Below are 16,722 nucleotides of genomic sequence, written 5' to 3'. Positions count from 1 at the left end.
CATATTCACCCCAGCGCCGTGCGACGCTGCATCAGCAGCCAGAGGAAGAAGGGCGCGCCCACCAGGGCGGTCACGATGCCCAGGGGCAATTCGGCGGGCGCCGCAAGAAGCCGCGCCGCAATGTCGGCGGCCAGCAGCACGGCGGCACCGAGCAGAGCTGAGGCCGGCAACAAGATGCGGTGCCCCGGCCCCAATGACAGCCGGACAAGGTGCGGCACCACGAGACCCACAAAGCCCACCACGCCGCAGGCGGCGACCGAGGCGCCGACGCCGGCCGCCACGGCGACGATGGCGGCGCGTTTCAGGCGCTCCACCCGGATCCCCAGATGAAACGCCTCCGCCTCCCCCAAAGCGAGGGCATCAAGCCCGCGCGCAAGGAAGGGGCTCGCGGCCAGGAGCGCGAAAACGAAGGGCGCCGTGAGCCCCGCCTTCAGCCAAGTGGCGCCACCGAGGCTTCCCATAGTCCAGAACAGGAATTCGCGGGATTGCTGTTCCGTCGCCATGAAGACCAGCACGCCGGTGCCTGCGCTCGCCAAGGCGCCGAGCGCCAGGCCGGCAAACAGCAAGGTGGAAACGGAGGTGTATCCCTCGCGCATGGCGAGGCGGCCGATCAGCAGCGTGGTCGCGAGCCCGCCGACGAATGCCGCCAGTGAAAGCAGGATCGCCTGAATGAACGCGGGTAGGGCCAGGGAGAGACTGCCGCCGAGCACGATGAAGCCGACCGCCGCCAGCGCCGCCCCCGGAGAGACGCCGATGAGACCTGGGTCGGCGAGCGGATTGCGGAACACGCCCTGCATGATCGCGCCCGCCACCGCCGTGGCGGCTCCCACAAGCGCGCCGAGCAGGGCGCGCGGCAGGCGCACGTCGAGCACGATCACGCGCTCGCGCACACCAAAGGTCCCGGCAGAGGACTGGCCAGCAATCCAATCGAGGATGATCTGGAAGACCCGCCCCGGCGCGATGCTGACCGGCCCGAGGCAGAGCGCGGCGAGGAAGGCCGCGAGGGCCAGGAACGCGATAAACGCGAGGCCGGAGAACGCGAGGCCGGAGAACGGCAGCAGGCGAAAAGCTGCGCCGTCGTCAGAAGGTGCGCGCATCAGTTGGGTTCCGAGGCAAATGCGCGGGGCGGCAGCTCGGGCAGAACGGCACCCGACCGCAGCGCCAAGGCGAGGTCCCGCACCGCCCGTGGGGTGCGCGGCCCGAAGCCGAGCAGATAGGAGCCGGGAACGACGATGAGGCGCTTGTCCTGCGCCGCGACCGTGCCCTTGAATGCGGGCAGCGAGAACAGGATGTCGGCGGTCAGGACCTGTCCACCGCCGCTCATGACGACAATGGCCTGGGGATCGGCCGAATAGGCCGCCTCATCCACCGCCGGCTTGTATCCCTTGATGGACGCCATGGGGTTCTCCGCGCCGGCCAGATGCAGCATTGCGTCCGCCGTCGTATCGCTGCCGCCGACCACGGCTGTGCCCGAGGCGGCCGAAAGAACGAACACGGCGCGCGGATGCCCAGCCAGCGTCGCGACACCGGCTTTCACCGCCTCGAAATCCGCCGTGACGGCTGCCGCCAGCTGCCGGCCGGCCTCTTCCTCGCCAACCGCTTTCGCCACCGCCTCGATCTTGCGGATCACACCCTCGGGGGTGCGCGCGTCGGGGATGATGACCACAGGCACCGAGGCGCTCTCCAGTACATCCAGCGTGGAGCGCGGGCCGGAACCGTCTATCGCGAGGATCAGCGAGGGCGCGGTGGAGAGGACACCCTCAGGCGCCAGGGTGCGGGAATAGCCCACATCGGGCAAAGCGCGAGCGGCGGCGGGGTAGACGCTGGTCTGGTCCACCGCGATCACGCGCGAACCAAGCCCCATGGCGAACAGGATTTCGGTGACGGACCCGCCGATGGAAACAATGCGGCTGCTATCGATAATGCGGACGTTTCGTCCCATCGCGTCGGTCACTGTGCGAGCCTGAGACTCCGCACCCCACGCAGATGTGGCAAAGCTGAACGTCATCGCGACAATGCATGAAACCCGCAAAAACCCCCCCACTTTGCGATTCACACGCTTCAAAACGAGTTCCATATCCATGTACATCTCGTCTAATTCCAAACATTAGAATTTTTATAATCAAATTCCGGGCTGATTGGACGGATTAAACTGAGGATTCAATGTCACTTGTTCGAACTAAATGCAAGATTAGAGCTAATCAACTTGACCTGACATCCAGCGCCACCTAGGCGGTAGAGGACGGGCGCCACGGCGCACCATACCCACGCCAGGCCCTTCATCGGGCGTTAGCCGGGACATTTTCTGTTCTTTGGAGGCTTGGAATGTCACATATTCCGGCGAGCGGCGGCGTTTGCCCGCGATTCCGCCTTTTCCTGATGTCAGGCGTTGCAGGAGCTGCTCTCATTGCATCGCCGATGGTGCCGGCCCTGGCGCAGACTGCCCCCGCCAACCCCATCTCGCCCGCGGCAACGAACGAAATCTCACTGGATTCGATCACGGTCGTCTCCACGCTGACCGAGACGACAGCGATCGACGCCCTGGGCGCCGTCAGCGTTCTGCGCGCGGAAGATTTCCAGCGGCTCATGGCGGATCAGACCTCCGACCTGTTCCTGGGCATGCCCGGCGTCACCACTATCCAGAACGGCAACAGTCAGCAGACGTCCATCAATATTCGCGGCCTTCAGGACTTCGGCCGCGTCGCGATCTTCGTGGACGGTGCGCGGCAGAACTTCACGCAGCTTGGGCATTCCAACGCCGCGGGCTCGTTCTTCCTTGAGCCCGCATTGCTTGCCGGCGTGGACGTGTATCGCGGCCCGGCCTCCAACATCTACGGCTCGGGCGCCATCGGCGGCGTCGTCTTGTTCCGCACCAAGGATGCCGACGACATCCTGAAGCCGGGACAGACATGGGGCGTGGAAGGAACCGGCGAGTTCGGCAGCAACGGCCCCATGGGCTTCGGCTCCGCCTTCGGCGCCGCGCGCCTCGGCCAGAACGTCGACCTCTTCTGGGGCGGCACCTATCGTCAGGCAACCAATTATTCGGACGGCAACGGCAACATGGTGCCGGGCACCGCCTACGACACCTGGACCGGCATCGCCAAGGCCACCTTCCGCCCAGCCGATTTTCACGAGATCAAGATCTCGGGCCTGAACTACAATTCGACCTACACGACCAGCAACGACGTCCCGACGCCGACCCTGACCCAGTATGGCACCCAGGTCATCAACCAGACCCTGACCGCCACCTATAATTACGACAATCCCAACGACAATTTCTTCAATTGGCATAGCAACGTCTATTGGAACCGCGTGCAGCAGGATCAGGTGAAGGTTGCGGGAACCAGAAGCACCATCACCGGCGCCGTCGGCGATCCCCGCAGCTTCACCATCGATACCACCGGCTTCGATGCCAACAACACGTCGCGTTTCGAATTCAACGGCATCCGTAACGCCGTGACCGTGGGCGGCGAGTATTTCCACGACGATGTCAGCAACATCGACAATTTCGGCTTCGGCGACGGCTACAATCCAAGCGGCGATCGCAGTGTCGGTGGCGCATTCGTGCAGTGGCAGGGCAATTATTCATCCTGGCTCGAAGCCATCGCCGCCGTCCGCTACGACAGCTACTCGCTCAATGGCGACGGCACGTCCAACAGCGACAGCCGCTTCTCGCCCAAGTTCACCCTCGGCATCACGCCGGTCCCGTGGTTCACGGTCTACGGCACCTATGCCGAGGCGTTCCGCGCACCGACCGTCACCGAAACCCTGGTATCAGGCGCGCATCCGCCGGCTATTCCGATCGTCACCTGCCCGGATGGCAGCTTTGGCGTGTTCTGCTTCATGCCCAACCCCAACCTCTTGCCTGAAGTCGGCAAGAACAAGGAAATCGGCGTCAACATCAAGTTCGACGACCTGTTGACGAAGGGCGACAAGGTCCGCGTCAAGGCCAACGTCTATCGCAACGATGTCTCGGATTATATCGAGCTGGTCCAGTATGGCACCACCGCGTTCGGCACCACCGCCTACGCCCAGTATCAGAACGTCGCCTCGGCCAAGCTTACCGGCTTCGAGGTGGAGAGCATGTACGACACGGGCCAGTGGTTCGTGGGGGTGAACGGCACCGTCACCAATGGCGAGGACACCTCGAACGGACAGCCGCTCTCCTCCGTTATGCCGGACAATGTCGCCACGACCTTGGGCGTGCGGCTGTGGGACAACAGGATCACCGCCTCGGTTCGCTGGGTCGCGGTCGCGGCGATGGAAGATCTGCCCGTGGGCTCGGTCTATACGCCCACACCCGGCTTCAACCTCGTCAGCCTCTACCTGGGCTATGCGCCGAGCGAAAATGTGCTCGCCGCACTCTCCGTCGAAAACTTGCTGAACGAGCAGTACACGCAGTATCAGCAGTTCCTGCCCAGCGCGGGCATCACCCTGAAGGCCTCGCTCACAATCCGGTTCGGCGATGGATACTTGTCCGCGCTCTCGCCCACCACCCTGGCGACCAAGTGAGCCAGGACCCATCCGTTAGGAAGACAGCCTCCATGTACATCGCAATGAACCGTTTCAAAGTGAAGCCGGAGTCCCAGGACGAATTCGAGCGCGTCTGGCGCGAGCGCGACAGCTATCTCCTCAGCGTTCCCGGCTTCGTCGCCTTCAATCTGCTGAAGGGACCGGTGCGGGAGGACCATGTGCTCTATTCCTCCCACACCCACTGGAAGGACAAGTCAGCGTTCGAGGATTGGACCAAGTCCGAAGCCTTCCGCGACGCCCACCGCAACGCCGGCACCAACAAGGTGAACTATATCGGCCCGCCGGAATTCGAGGGGTTCGAGTCCGTCCTCTCGCTGAACCCTGCCAGCTGAACTTTAAGTGGCATGCTCCTTCGTCGCGCCTGTGAGCGCGACGAAGGCCAGGATACCCAGAACCAGGGATACCCAGACCCAGGGGATACCTATACGACGTTCAGCGCTTGTCGATTTCCGGCAGGTCGAACGCGCGCCAATCGGGAACTTCCGACACCTCGGGAAACTCGACGCCGAACGGCCGCGTGGCATCGATGCCGACCGCGGACGAATAGCCGCCGTCGGTATAGGGATCGAGTGGCGCCGTCGCGGTGCGATCCACCACGAAGACATCCACATTCGGCTTCACGCGGAACGACATGGCCCATTCGACGTCCGAGGACGTGCGGATGTCGATGTCCGGATCGACCACAATCACCCATTTGGGATGAAGGTTGCAGGCCATCGCCGCCAGGATCGCGTGGCGCGCCTCGCCCTCATAACGCGGCACCATGGCGATCACGACATACACCTGAACCCCCCCGGAACTGGTGATCGAGATATCGCGGATCGTCGGGAACTGGGCCTTAAGCTGGCGCAGGATCGACACCTCAAAGGGGATCTGCTTCAGGACGTGGTTTTCGGTGATCGGCTTGCCGGTCAGAAGGCCCTGGAAGATCGCATCCTTGCGATGGGTGATGGCCGTCACCTTGGCGGTCGGCTTGAGCGATGCGGGGGTGTAATAGCCGGTATATTCGCCGAGCGGCCCCTCAACGCGCTGGTCGTCCTCATCGACGACGAACTCGATGACGAACTCCGCATAGGCCGGCACCTTGAGTGAATTGCTCACCGCCTGCGCGAGTTCGACCGGCGCACCGCGTAACCCACCGGCAACGAACCAGTCGTTTGTCGTATCGCCCGACTGCACCTGGCAGGCAAACACCGTCATTGGGTCGACGCCGATGACGATCGCGCCATGGAGCGGCACCTTACGTTCAAGGGCTTTGGCGATGTTCTTGCCGAACCGGTGATTGGACGCCGAGAACAGCCCGAGTACCTGCGGGCCATGGAGCTGGAAGCGATAGTTTCCGATATCCGGGATTCCCGTATCCGGGTCCTCGGACACCACGATACCCGCCGTGATGTAGGGGCCGCCGTCCTTGGGGCTGTAGGTGGGCACCGGCAGCTTCGTGAGATCAATGTCGTCGCCGGTGAGGACCACGTCCTGACACGGCGGCCGACCTGCGAAATCGACCGGACCGATCGGGTTGTCGATCCCCTTCGTCACGCGCGCATGAATGGTTTCCTCAGTCGCCTCGAAGGCAACCAGCGCCCTGCGGCGGGAACCGTAGAGGCCGGCGACAAGCGGGAAATCGGTGCCGTTCTGCGGAAACATGAGCGCAGGCCCATCGACCGCACTGGCTTTCGCGAGGGCTTTCGCGATGTCGTATTTCAGGGCGATGGGTCTGGCGATGTCGACGAGGTCGCCGGATTGCCGTAAAGCCTCAAGGAAGCCTCGCAGGTCTTGATAGGGCATTGTCCCGTCGTCCTTTTTTCCGCAGGTGGTGCGATTAATGCGCAGCTTTTCCGACAAGGTAAAGACACAGGACGTCCGGGCCGCGCTGCGTGTCGGCACCTCCGTCGGCCTGCCTCTGCTCGTGCTGTTTGCCTGCGGACGCGTCGATATCGCGGTCTATGCCGCCTTCGGCGCACTGACCTCACTCTATGGCCACAGCGAGACCGCCGAGCGCAGGGCTGACACGGAACTGGTCGTCGGCGCCGGCATGGTCGCCACCATCGCGGTGGGCGCGATCTATGCGGCGACGCAGGGCCCGGCTTGGCTGCTCGGCACCATGCTCGCGGCCGTGGTGATCGGTGCCGGCACGCTCGGGACCGTCATGGGATGGGTGCCGCGCGGCGAGATTTTCTTTGTCCTGGCCTTCCTCGTCGTCGCCGAGATCCCGTTGAAGCCGGAACAGGTTGGGAGTGCCATCGCCGCGAGCGCCGGCGGTGCGGGCACCGCGATCCTGCTAACTCTGCTGGGGGGCAAAAGCGCCCTGAATGCGCGCGCACGCATGCGCCACCTCAAGACGCGGGCGGCGGACGGGGCTGCCAAACTCGACATGAGGCAGCACATCGTCATCATCGCCGCCGCCGCGATTGGCGTGGTGGGCGCTTGGTTTCTCGCGCTGACGCTACACATCGGCCATCCGTTCTGGTCGCCGGTGACGGTCGCTGCGCTGATGCCGGCCCTCACATCATCGGATATTTTCCGCCGGACTTTCCAGTTGGTGCTCGGCACCCTGGGGGGCGTGTGCCTTGCCTTTCTGCTGTTCTCGACAGAGCCGAGCGTCTTTGCGCTGATCGTGCTGATCACGGTTTTTCAGGGGGTCGCGGAGCTTTTCGTCGTCCGCAATTATGCGATCGCGCTTCTCTTCATCTCACCGCTGGCAATCGGCATGAGCAATCTCGGGCGCGGCCTTGCATGGACGCCTTTGCTCGTGGAGCGGCTGATCGAGGCAGGCCTGGGAAGTGTCGTGGCCGTCGCCACGATCATGATCTGCCGCGTCGTCCTGACCAAACTGGCACCTTCCCCACAGGTGGGCGGAGCGCCTTGAGCTACCTGGCATTGTGCGCCGCACAAATACTTACACCCGCCATCGCGGCAGAAGCTGGATGAATGAGCCACTTCAGAAGAAGTGCGACATAAAAATGAATGTTGCTATCATGAGGGTTTGAACAGTTTTGTTCATCGCCTCTGAGTTTTTCCTGCGGAAACTGCGGGACGGCGAGGCCGACACAGATTCTGCTAGGCTTGCATTAGGCTCGGCATTTGACTCATTATCCCTGAGGCTTGGGAGAAAACTGATGGCTGGCGCACATTCCTTGAAGCATGAGATTTACATCTCGGCTGACGCGGCAAAAATCCAGAAAGCGCTCAGCACGCGCGAAGGACTGCAAGGCTGGAACACCCCTCTCGTATCGGGCAGCGGCGAAGTCGGAACCGAATGGCTTCTCAAATATACTGACCGGCCGGAATTTTCGTGGCGGATCGACCGAAATGATACTGCGGAAATACGCTGGACCTGTACGAAGGGGCCCGGAGATGCCGTCGGCACCACCGCGGACTTCACGTTGACCCCCGGCGCGGACGGGCGAACCTGCGTGCAGGTGGCACATGGCGGCTGGCCTCACAACGAGGCGAACTTCATCAAGTGCAACACCATCTGGGGCGCGCTGATGGATCATTTGCGCGAGTACGTCGAATCCGGCGTGTCTGAACCCGCCTTTTCCTGATTGCGACTTAAGGATCAGCATCATGGCTTCCCAACAGTCGCTTCCCGAATTCGTCCAGGCCATGGACGCGGCCGGGTTTCTCGTCCGCATCACGGATGAGATTCGCGTCGATCAGATTCCCAAGACGATCGAGGCCAATCCGACCAAAGCCGTCCTGATGGAGAAGATCAAGGACTGCGAGTTCTCGGTCCTCGCCAACGCCTATTCCAACCAGGATATGTATGCCTGGGCCATGGAATGCGACAAGACGCAGACCGGACGCAAGATGGTCGAGAAAGCCAAGGCCCGCGCAAAGTGGGAGCTTGTGGACACGGCGCCGTGCAAAGAGGTGATCCTCAAGGGCGAGGATGTCGACCTAACCCGCCTCCCGCTGTTCCTGCACCACGACCGCGACGGCCACGCCTACACCAACGACAACCTCTTCATCAGCAAGCATCCCGACACCGGGGTCTATGACTGGGGCATCTACCGCTCCATGTTCCGCTCGAAGAACGAGAAGTCGGTGGACATGACCTGCACCTCCCATCGCCAGCGCATTCATGCGATGGCGGCGGCCGCGAAGGGGCAAAATCTCGAAGTCGCCATGGTGATCGGCGGCCCGACGGTGGACAAGATTTCCGCCCTCGTCGGCGTCCCCGGCGACACCGACGATTTCGAGGTTCTCGGCGGCTTTTACGGCGCGCCGGCGAAGATGGTGAAATGCGAGACCATTGACGTGGCGGTGCCCGCCAATGCCGAACTGGTCCTTGAGTGCGAACTCATGGCGCTGGAAGGGCTGAACTTCGACGAAGGCCCCTACGGCGAATTCACCGGCATGTACGGCGGCGGGATGAAGCACAATTATCGCCTCAAGGTGAAGGCGATGACGTACCGCAAGAATCCCATCTACCAGCACTGCACCATCGGCGGCATGCATCCCTGGTACACCGACAACATGCTGCAATTGCCCGCCATCGAGGCGGACCTCTACGGCGCGCTGCGGCTCGCCGGCATTGATGTCATGGAAGTGCGCAGCCCGGCCGGCGGGCTCTCGAACATCGCCTATGCCAAGATCCGGCCGCTGGGTGCCGGCGACGCCAAACAGGCGCTCGGCCTCATGCTGACCTGCTCAAAGCAGGGCCTGCCCAAGATCGCCATGGTGTTCAACGACGACGTGGACATCTGGGACGACCAGGCCGTCCTCGCCGCGATGGCGTTCCGCTACATGCCGGATCGCGACACCATCATAATCAAAGACTGCAACACCATGACGGTGGATCCGAAGTGCGCTGAACCAGGCGTGTGCTCCAAGATCGGCATGGACTGCACCAAGCCGCTCGGTGCGGGGTGGAATCCGGACGAATTCATCAAGAGCGCCGTGACGGACCTCGGAGATCCGCCGGATAACCTCACGCCCATGACCGAGGATGAGATCGCCAAGGACATGGAGGCCTTCATCGATACCGAGCCCCGCGCCTGGCTCGACATCCTCAAGCACTTCCATGGCCAGCCGTATGCGCTGATCTATGGCGCGTTCGGCAGCCTGCGTCACAAGCTCGGCCGGATGAACGACGCGCCTTGGTATCGCTACACCCTCTCCGACCGGCCCTTTGCCTTTGAGGCAAGGCCAGCCGCACTGTCGAACTTCGACCCGAGGCACGTAGGCTCCACCCCCTCAGCCTGAAGCAAGGGACCGAACGATACTGGCGGGTGCGGATGCGCGATGGCCTTCAAGGCGGCGCGTGTCCGCACCCGATGTGTTGCGACTGTACCCTACCGGGCGGGACCGGTGGAGGCGCGCAGGATGAGGTCGCCGGGAATGAGTTCCATCATCGCCTTGCGCGCCGGGCCGGCATCATCTTCGGCGAAACCCAGCAATTCGACGACGCGCTCCGCCATCCGCTCCCAGGGATGTCGGACCGTGGTCAGGGAATAGGTGGGCCAGGCCGCCAGCGGCACGTCGTTGAAGCCCACCACCGAAATGTCGCCCGGAATGGAAAGGCCACGGCTGCGGAAAGCATCCATGCCGCCGATGGCCATGATATCGCTGGCGAAAAATACCGCGTCGGGACGGTTTCCACTGTCCGCGAGCCGCAGCGCCGCCGCATATCCCGCCTCATAGCTGTATTCCCCGGCCTGCTCGATATTGCAGGAGGAGATACCGAACCGCGCCAGCCCCGCGACGAAGCCCTGCTGGCGCTCCAGGCTGGTGCTTGCGTCGGGCTGGCCGACGACGAAGGCGAACCGCTTGTGCCCGAGTTCCACCAGATGGCGCGCCATCTCGCGGCCGCCCTGGACGTTGTCGCAGCACACCGCGCTGATATCCAGGCCCGGCACGTTGCGGTTCAGCAGCACCACCGGTGTCTCGCGCTTGGCGCAGACCCGCGCCATGTCGGACGTGACGGTCGCTGACGTGATGATGATGCCGTCCACCTGATACTGGAGCAGCGTCGGCAAGATATCATCAAGGCCGCCCTCCCGTGAGGAAGAGAATAAAAGGGTCTGCTTGCCGGCGGCCTGAAGCCTCTCGGTAAGGATGTCCAGCAGGGTGGTGTAGAACGGGTCAACCAGATTGCCGATGACGATGGCGACCATGCCGGTGCGCCGGGTGATCAGGCTGCGGGCGATCATGTTCGGCTGGTAGCCGAGTTCCAGCGCGGCGTCGGCCACGCGCTTCCTCATCTCCTCGGAAATGCTGGCGCTGGACGAGAACGCCCGCGATATGGTCGATTGCGACACCCCCAGGCGCAACGCCACCTCTTCCGCCGTGACCCGCCCCACGCCCCGCCGACCCGCCTTCGCCATCTTCATCCCGCTACACCTATTGGTGTATGATCCTCACGAGGGGTGCCATACAAAGCAAGTGAAGAAAACCCGTATGCACAAAATACCCTCAACTCTGATTGCATACGCATGCATAATGAGCTTGTACAGCAATGGCGGCTCATTTTAGTCTCTATCACTTATTGCGCCGCGAGGCGCCGGGTGCGGGGTCGGTTCCCCGGAAAGGCGCGTTCATGGTGGACACCGAGCAATACAAGCAGGGCATGCGCCGGCTTGCGGCGAGCGTCACGATCATAACCACGGTGGAAGATGGCGTTCCCCACGGCTTTGTGGCGACAGCCGTGAGTTCGGTGGCGGCCGAGCCCAATGCCACACTGCTCGTATGCGTCAACCGTAGTGCCCACAGTCACGACGTGATCCGCCGCACCGGCGTGTTCTGCGTCAACGTGCTGAGCCATGGTGATGTCGAAACCGCCCGCCGCTTTTCCTCGCCGCATCTGCGCGAGACCCGCTTCGCGGATCAGCCCTGGCTTTCGCTCGCCACCGGCGCACCGGCGCTGCCGAGCGCGCTTGCCAGCTTCGACTGCACGGTGACGGCCACCATGGAGGTGCACTCCCACACGGTGTTCATCGGCGAGGTGCAGCACATGCAGATGCACGAGATCGCTACCGCGCCGCTGCTGTATTTCAACGGCCGCTTCGAGGCGCTGCCCGCCGCCGGATAGGCGGCGGGCACCCACCTCAGCTCGCGAGATTTTCCTTCAGGGTGCGCCCCTCATAAGCGGTGCGGTAGCGGCCCCGGCGCTGAAGCTCGGGAACCAGTTGGGTGATGATGTTGTAGGGCACCGCGCGCGGGCTCGCCTGCGAGATCGAGATCATGAAGCCGCCACGGCTTCCCGTCCCCTCGAACATCTCCTCCATGCGGTCCGCCACCTGCGTGGCGGTGCCCGCCATGGTGACGGCGTAGCCGGTGGCGTGGCGCAGGCCGTGCTCGAAGAAATCATCCAGGCTGATTTCCGTATCCTGGCCATATTCCTTCGCCAGGAGGGCGACAAAGCCCACGGGCGAAGCGTTCGCCGCGGTGATGCGAGCCTGAAGCTCGGACAGGGTGAAGCGTTGCGGCAGCGTGGACATGTCGAAGCCGGTGTTGTGCGAAAGCCAGACCCCGACCGCCTCGCGCGATACGCCGTCGATCAGCCTCTCCCGGAGCGCCTCCGCCTCGGCTTGCGTGTCCGCGACGATGGCGCGCATCGACCAGAGGATGCCCACCTCCTCCGGGTCGCGCCCCTCTGCGCGCAGCGCCGCGTCGAGATCGTTGCGCTGCTGTAGCATCAGGGGCACGGACTTGGTGAGGCCAAACACATGGTCGGCCACATGGGCTGCTGCGCGGGTGCCGCGCGGCGAGCCGCCGGCCTGGAGCACCACCGGCTGGCGCTGCGGCGACGGCAGCACGCTGAGCGGGCCCTTCACCTTGAAGAACCGCCCATCGTGATTGATCGCCCGAACCTTTGCCGGATCGGCGACCTGCCCGGTGGCGCTGTCCCAAATGAAGGCGTCGGGATCCAGGCTCCCCCACAGCGCCCGGCAGACATCGACGAATTCCTCCAGCCGGTCGTAGCGGGAATTGTGGTCCACCAGTTCGTCATAGCCGTAATTGGCATAGTCCGAGCGGCGCTGGGACGTGACCACGTTGAACGCCATGCGCCCATTGGTGACATGGTCCATGGAATTGAGCAGCCGCGCGGTATAGAAGGGATGCATAAAGGTGGAGGCGTAGGTGAGCCCGAAGCCGACATGGCTGGTCACACGCGACATGAGGGTGATCCAGGGACTCATGTCGAGCCGTGGCCAGGCGACGCCATAGCGCACCGCATCCTCAATGCCGCCGCCCCAGGTGTCCGGAACCCCGGTGCCGTCCCCGAAGAAGATCATGTCCAGCCCGCCGCGCTCGGCGAGGCGCGCCATATCCTCGAACAGTCCGATGGAGGGATAATCGGGGCCGACCCAGGAACCCGGCTGGCGCCATTGGGTTTCCACTTGGGTCCAGGACATGTCGAAGGCCAGGTGGATTTTCTTCATGGTCCGGCTCTTTCGTGACTTAATTCTGGGCAGAAGCCCGTTCTTGCGAACGGATACTGATTAATTTGTGCAATCAGGATGCCAAGTCGGCATTGCATGCGCATCCATTCATTGCCGCAGAACGCGCTATCCGCCGAAAAGTTCAGGGAAAACGCCGAGGAACGGGCGCGACGCAAGAGCCGCGCTCTATCTTCAATCCGGCGATATAGGCGTTTCGGCCGCCCCTCGTGTGCTTCACGCGGCATGCCCCAACGTCGGCATGCCCAAACCACTCCGTTATCTGCCCATTTTTTGGATTGCATGCGCATGCAATTTGATCTTGCCCATCATGAAAAGCCAGATACCGTTATCAACTGCGCCACTTTCGATACGGAAGATCCAAGTCCGGATGATTTATGATCAATTCCTCCAGACTCTACTCGGCGGCCTGGCAATAGGTTGCATCTATAGCCTTATTGCACTTGGTATTTCGATGATTGTACGGGCGACCGATATCCTTCACTTCGCCCAGGGCGAAGTGATGATGGTCGGCGCGATGGCCGGCTTCTCCGTGGGTGTTTGGGCGACCGATGCGCCCGTGCTCGCCTTGGTCGGGGGAACGCTGGGCGGCGGCGCCATGGCGGTTGCCGTGGAGCTTGGGGTCTATCGCCCGCTGCGCGCCCGCCGCGTCCCGCTGATCAATGTGGTCATCGCCACCATCGGCGTTTCCATCGTCCTTCAAAACGTGGCCCGCCTCGTCTGGGGCTCCGAACCTCTGGCCTATCCCACGCTCTTTCACACGCGCGGCATCTCCATCGCCGGCTTCACCGTCTCTCCGCAGCTTGCCAGCATCGTGGTGCTGAGCATTTTCATCATGGCCGCGCTCGCCGCTTTCTTTCGCTACAGCCGGGCGGGCATCGCCATGCAGGCGGCGGCGCAGGACGCTGATGCGGCGCGGCTCATGGGCATCAGCGTGGAGCGCGCGACGGTGAACACCTTCGCGGTCTCCGGCATGATGGCCGGCGCCGCCGGCGTGCTGCTCGGCTCTCTGTTCTTCACCTCCTTCAACATGGGCTTCACCACCGGCATCAAAGCGTTCGTCGCGGCGGTGCTGGGGGGCCTTGGCAGCGTGCCCGGCGCCATGGTCGGCGGCTTGCTGTTCGGCGTCATCGAGACCTTCTCCGCCATGTTTATTTCCACATCCTACAAGGACGCGGTGGGCATGGTCGTGCTCATCCTCATTCTCCTGGTGGCGCCCATGGGCCTGTTCAGCCGCGCCGGCAGGCAGGTCTAGGGATGACCCTCAAAATGTCCGCGGCCTTGCCCCGCATCATCGCCCTTCTCATCCTCGCGGCCGTGCCGCTGGTACAGCACAACGCTTACTGGCTGCACGTCTTCAGCCTGGCGCTGATCGCGGCCATTCTGGCCCTCGGCATGCAGCTTCTGCTGGGCATGGCGGGGCTTCTCTCCCTCGGCCAGGGCGCCTTCTACGGCATCGGCGCCTATGTGGCGGGCGGACTTGCGGCAAACTATGGGGTGCCGTTCTTCCTCACCCTGCTGGCGGGCGGCCTCGCCGCCGCAGCGGCGAGCCTCCTGCTCATCCCCCTGGTCCGGCTGAAGGGCACGAGCCTTGCCGTCGCGACGCTCGGCTTCAGCATCATCGTCCATCTCGTCATCCTGAACGAGGAATGGCTGACGGGGGGGAGCATGGGACTCATGGACATTCCCAACCCCACGGTCTTCGGCCTCTCGCTGGCGGGCGACAACACGTTCTATTGGATCTGCCTTGCCATCCTGACCCTGGTGTTCATCGCCATGGACCGCATCCGCAAATCCCGTTTCGGCCGGGCACTGTCGGCCCTGGCGCAGGACGAAGAGGCGGCCCGCGCTAGCGGCATCCGCCTCGCCTGGGCGAAAAGCAAATGCTTCCTGGTGGCGGCCTTCACGGCCGGCGTCGCGGGCGGCCTGTTCGCCTATCACTCGCGCTATCTCAGCCCCAGCGACTTCACCTTCAACGAATCTATCGAAATCATGATCATGGCGGTGATCGGCGGGCTGGGAAGTCTGTCCGGCGCGGTGGTCGGCGCATTCGTGGTGGTGCTGATGCCGGAGGTGCTGCGCTCGTCCGGCGAACTGCGCATGATCCTGTTCGGCCTCGCCGTCATTCTTCTCATGGCGGCGGGCAATCTCGGCATCGTCGGGCTGGTCACGCTCGGCGCATCGAAGGTGGGTGGGCTGTTCACGTCCCTCCGCGCGCGCCGCGCCGCCAAGCCGAGGGAGGCGAACTGATGGGCGCCCTTCTCGAAACCCATGGCGTGAGCCGGCGGTTCGGCGGCCTCCTGGCCGTGGATGCGGTGGACATGGAGGTGGTGGAAGGCGAGGTCCACGGGCTCATCGGCCCCAATGGTGCCGGCAAGACCACCATGCTGAACCTGCTCTCCGGGCATCTGCCGGTGAGCGCCGGGCGGATCCTGTTCGATGGCGCGGACATCACCCGCCTGCCCTCCGAGCGCCGCGCCTCCACCGGCATTCGCCGCACCTTTCAGAATCTGAAACTGTTCCGTGAGATGACGGCGCTGGAAAACGTGAAGGTGGGGCTCCACGCCTCGACCCGCGCGGAGATTCTCCACGCCTTGCTGCGCACGCCGTTCCAGAAGCGGGAAGAAGCGGAGATCACGCAGAAGGCCCGCGACGCTCTCGCGTTCGTCGGTCTCACCCATCTCGCGGACCAGCCCGCCGGAAGCCTGCCCTACGGTCATCAGCGCCTGCTGGAGATTGCGCGGGCCTTCGTCGCCCGGCCGCGCCTGATGCTGCTGGACGAGCCGGCCGCCGGGTTGAACGGCAGCGAGAGCAAGCATCTGGTGGACTTCATCCTGCGCATCCGCGCGGCGGGAACCACCATCATCCTCATCGAGCACCACATGGACGTGGTGATGCCCACCTGCGACCGCATCACCGTGCTCAATTACGGCAAGCTGCTGGCACGCGGCACGCCGGCGGAAATCCGCTCCGACAGCGCTGTCATCGGCGCCTATCTCGGCAAGGGCGCGGTGGCGGCGGCGGCGGCGGTACGGAAAGCGGAGGCGGCTCATGCTGCGCATTAGCAACCTCTCCGTCAGCTACGGCCCGGTGGCGGCGCTGCGGGGCATCGACGTCACCGTCGAGGCCGGAGAGACCATCGCTCTGGTCGGGTCGAACGGCGCCGGGAAATCCACCACGCTGAAGGCTATCTCAGGCCTGGTACAGCCGGCAGGCGGCACCATCGAGTTTCTCGGCGAGGTCATCAACGGCCTACGGCCGGAGGCCATCGTCGACCGGGGCATCGTCCATGTGCCGGAAGGCCGACGCATCTTCCCGCGCCTCAGCGTCGAGCAGAACCTGGATGTGGGCGCCTATTCCCCCCGCGCCGCCACCCGCCAACGCCTGATCCGGGACGAGGTCTTCGCCCTGTTTCCGCGCCTTCATGAGCGGCGGCGGCAGATGGGCGGCTCCCTCTCCGGCGGCGAGCAGCAGATGCTGGCCTTCGGCCGGGCGATGATGGCGCAGCCGACGCTCCTTCTGCTGGATGAACCCTCGCTCGGCCTTGCCCCCATCATCGTCGAAGAGGTGATCCGGGCCATCGGCCATTTCCGCGCCGAGGGCGTGACCATCCTGCTGGTGGAGCAGAATGCCGAACTGGCCCTGACCCTCTCCAAGCGCGGCTACGTCCTCGAGACCGGACAGGTGGTTCTCACGGACCAGAGCGACGTGCTGATTACGCACCCCAAAGTCTGGGCGAGCTATCTCGGCGAAAAAGAGCTTGAGGAAACGTAAGAAAAGA

15 protein-coding genes are annotated in these 16,722 nt (G+C 63.7%); 10 read left to right on the top strand and 5 right to left on the bottom strand.

What is annotated here, in order from left to right; genetic code table 11:
• Positions 1–5: 5 nt before the first annotated feature.
• Together ADADO0_RS05970 and ADADO0_RS05965 are read right to left on the bottom strand one after the other, a co-directional pair.
• Positions 6–1,097, bottom strand: a complete 1,092-nt coding sequence (locus ADADO0_RS05970; protein ID WP_511304196.1) for a FecCD family ABC transporter permease — start codon at positions 1,095–1,097, stop codon at positions 6–8.
• Complete coding sequence (locus tag ADADO0_RS05965; protein ID WP_511304195.1) at positions 1,097–1,954, bottom strand: heme/hemin ABC transporter substrate-binding protein; 858 nt, start codon at positions 1,952–1,954, stop codon at positions 1,097–1,099. Before ADADO0_RS05965 ends, ADADO0_RS05970 begins: the two co-directional genes overlap by 1 nt.
• Before the next feature lie 371 nt (positions 1,955–2,325).
• On the opposite strand from ADADO0_RS05965, the gene ADADO0_RS05960 reads away from it, so the two are divergent.
• Complete coding sequence (locus tag ADADO0_RS05960) at positions 2,326–4,512, top strand: TonB-dependent hemoglobin/transferrin/lactoferrin family receptor (protein WP_511304194.1); 2,187 nt, start codon at positions 2,326–2,328, stop codon at positions 4,510–4,512.
• 32 nt (positions 4,513–4,544) lie between these two features.
• The gene (gene hmuQ, locus ADADO0_RS05955; RefSeq protein ID WP_511304193.1) at positions 4,545–4,865 is read left to right on the top strand and encodes a heme-degrading protein HmuQ; all 321 of its coding nucleotides are present in this window, start codon (positions 4,545–4,547) and stop codon (positions 4,863–4,865) included.
• A gap of 100 nt (positions 4,866–4,965) precedes the next feature.
• Here hmuQ and ADADO0_RS05950 read toward each other — a convergent pair whose 3' ends face one another.
• Positions 4,966–6,321 carry a UbiD family decarboxylase gene (locus ADADO0_RS05950; RefSeq protein WP_511304192.1) on the bottom strand — a complete coding sequence of 452 codons (1,356 nt, stop codon included), beginning with the start codon at positions 6,319–6,321 and terminating at the stop codon, positions 4,966–4,968.
• 37 nt (positions 6,322–6,358) lie between these two features.
• On the opposite strand from ADADO0_RS05950, the gene ADADO0_RS05945 reads away from it, so the two are divergent.
• The 3 genes from ADADO0_RS05945 (at position 6,359) to ADADO0_RS05935 (ending at position 9,744) form a co-directional block, all read left to right on the top strand.
• A complete protein-coding gene (locus ADADO0_RS05945; protein ID WP_511304190.1) occupies positions 6,359–7,402 on the top strand; it encodes an FUSC family protein in 1,044 nt (347 codons plus the stop codon).
• Positions 7,403–7,652: 250 nt separating this feature from the next.
• The gene (locus tag ADADO0_RS05940) at positions 7,653–8,081 is read left to right on the top strand and encodes an SRPBCC family protein (protein WP_511304189.1); all 429 of its coding nucleotides are present in this window, start codon (positions 7,653–7,655) and stop codon (positions 8,079–8,081) included.
• 22 nt (positions 8,082–8,103) lie between these two features.
• A complete protein-coding gene (locus ADADO0_RS05935; protein WP_511304188.1) occupies positions 8,104–9,744 on the top strand; it encodes a UbiD family decarboxylase domain-containing protein in 1,641 nt (546 codons plus the stop codon).
• 89 nt (positions 9,745–9,833) lie between these two features.
• Here the strand turns inward: ADADO0_RS05935 and ADADO0_RS05930 are convergent, their stop codons facing one another.
• Positions 9,834–10,871 carry a LacI family DNA-binding transcriptional regulator gene (locus ADADO0_RS05930; RefSeq protein WP_511304186.1) on the bottom strand — a complete coding sequence of 346 codons (1,038 nt, stop codon included), beginning with the start codon at positions 10,869–10,871 and terminating at the stop codon, positions 9,834–9,836.
• Positions 10,872–11,077: 206 nt separating this feature from the next.
• Between ADADO0_RS05930 and ADADO0_RS05925 the strand changes: the two genes are divergently transcribed.
• Positions 11,078–11,569, top strand: coding sequence for a flavin reductase family protein (locus ADADO0_RS05925; protein ID WP_511304185.1), 492 nt, complete (start codon positions 11,078–11,080; stop codon positions 11,567–11,569).
• Positions 11,570–11,585: 16 nt separating this feature from the next.
• Here ADADO0_RS05925 and ADADO0_RS05920 read toward each other — a convergent pair whose 3' ends face one another.
• The gene (locus tag ADADO0_RS05920; protein WP_511304184.1) at positions 11,586–12,923 is read right to left on the bottom strand and encodes an NtaA/DmoA family FMN-dependent monooxygenase; all 1,338 of its coding nucleotides are present in this window, start codon (positions 12,921–12,923) and stop codon (positions 11,586–11,588) included.
• Between the two features lie 259 nt (positions 12,924–13,182).
• Here ADADO0_RS05920 and ADADO0_RS05915 point away from each other — a divergent pair, with 259 nt between their 5' ends.
• From ADADO0_RS05915 to ADADO0_RS05900, 4 genes are read left to right on the top strand one after another with little or no spacing between them, the layout of a single operon-like run.
• Positions 13,183–14,196, top strand: coding sequence for a branched-chain amino acid ABC transporter permease (locus ADADO0_RS05915; protein ID WP_511304183.1), 1,014 nt, complete (start codon positions 13,183–13,185; stop codon positions 14,194–14,196).
• A 14-nt stretch (positions 14,197–14,210) separates the two neighbouring features.
• Positions 14,211–15,191, top strand: coding sequence for a branched-chain amino acid ABC transporter permease (locus tag ADADO0_RS05910; protein ID WP_511304182.1), 981 nt, complete (start codon positions 14,211–14,213; stop codon positions 15,189–15,191).
• Positions 15,191–16,006 (top strand): ABC transporter ATP-binding protein, encoded by an 816-nt coding sequence (locus ADADO0_RS05905; protein WP_511304181.1) that lies wholly within the window; start codon positions 15,191–15,193, stop codon positions 16,004–16,006. Before ADADO0_RS05910 ends, ADADO0_RS05905 begins: the two co-directional genes overlap by 1 nt.
• Positions 15,993–16,715, top strand: coding sequence for an ABC transporter ATP-binding protein (locus tag ADADO0_RS05900; protein WP_511304180.1), 723 nt, complete (start codon positions 15,993–15,995; stop codon positions 16,713–16,715). The genes ADADO0_RS05905 and ADADO0_RS05900 overlap by 14 nt, the downstream gene beginning before the upstream one ends.
• Positions 16,716–16,722 lie beyond the last annotated feature (7 nt).

This window comes from Aquabacter sp., assembly GCF_965279295.1.
Taxonomy (GTDB): Bacteria; Pseudomonadota; Alphaproteobacteria; order Rhizobiales; family Xanthobacteraceae; genus Aquabacter.
The sequence above is the reverse complement of the archived record's forward strand: the minus strand, read 5'-3'. Positions and strand labels throughout refer to the sequence as shown.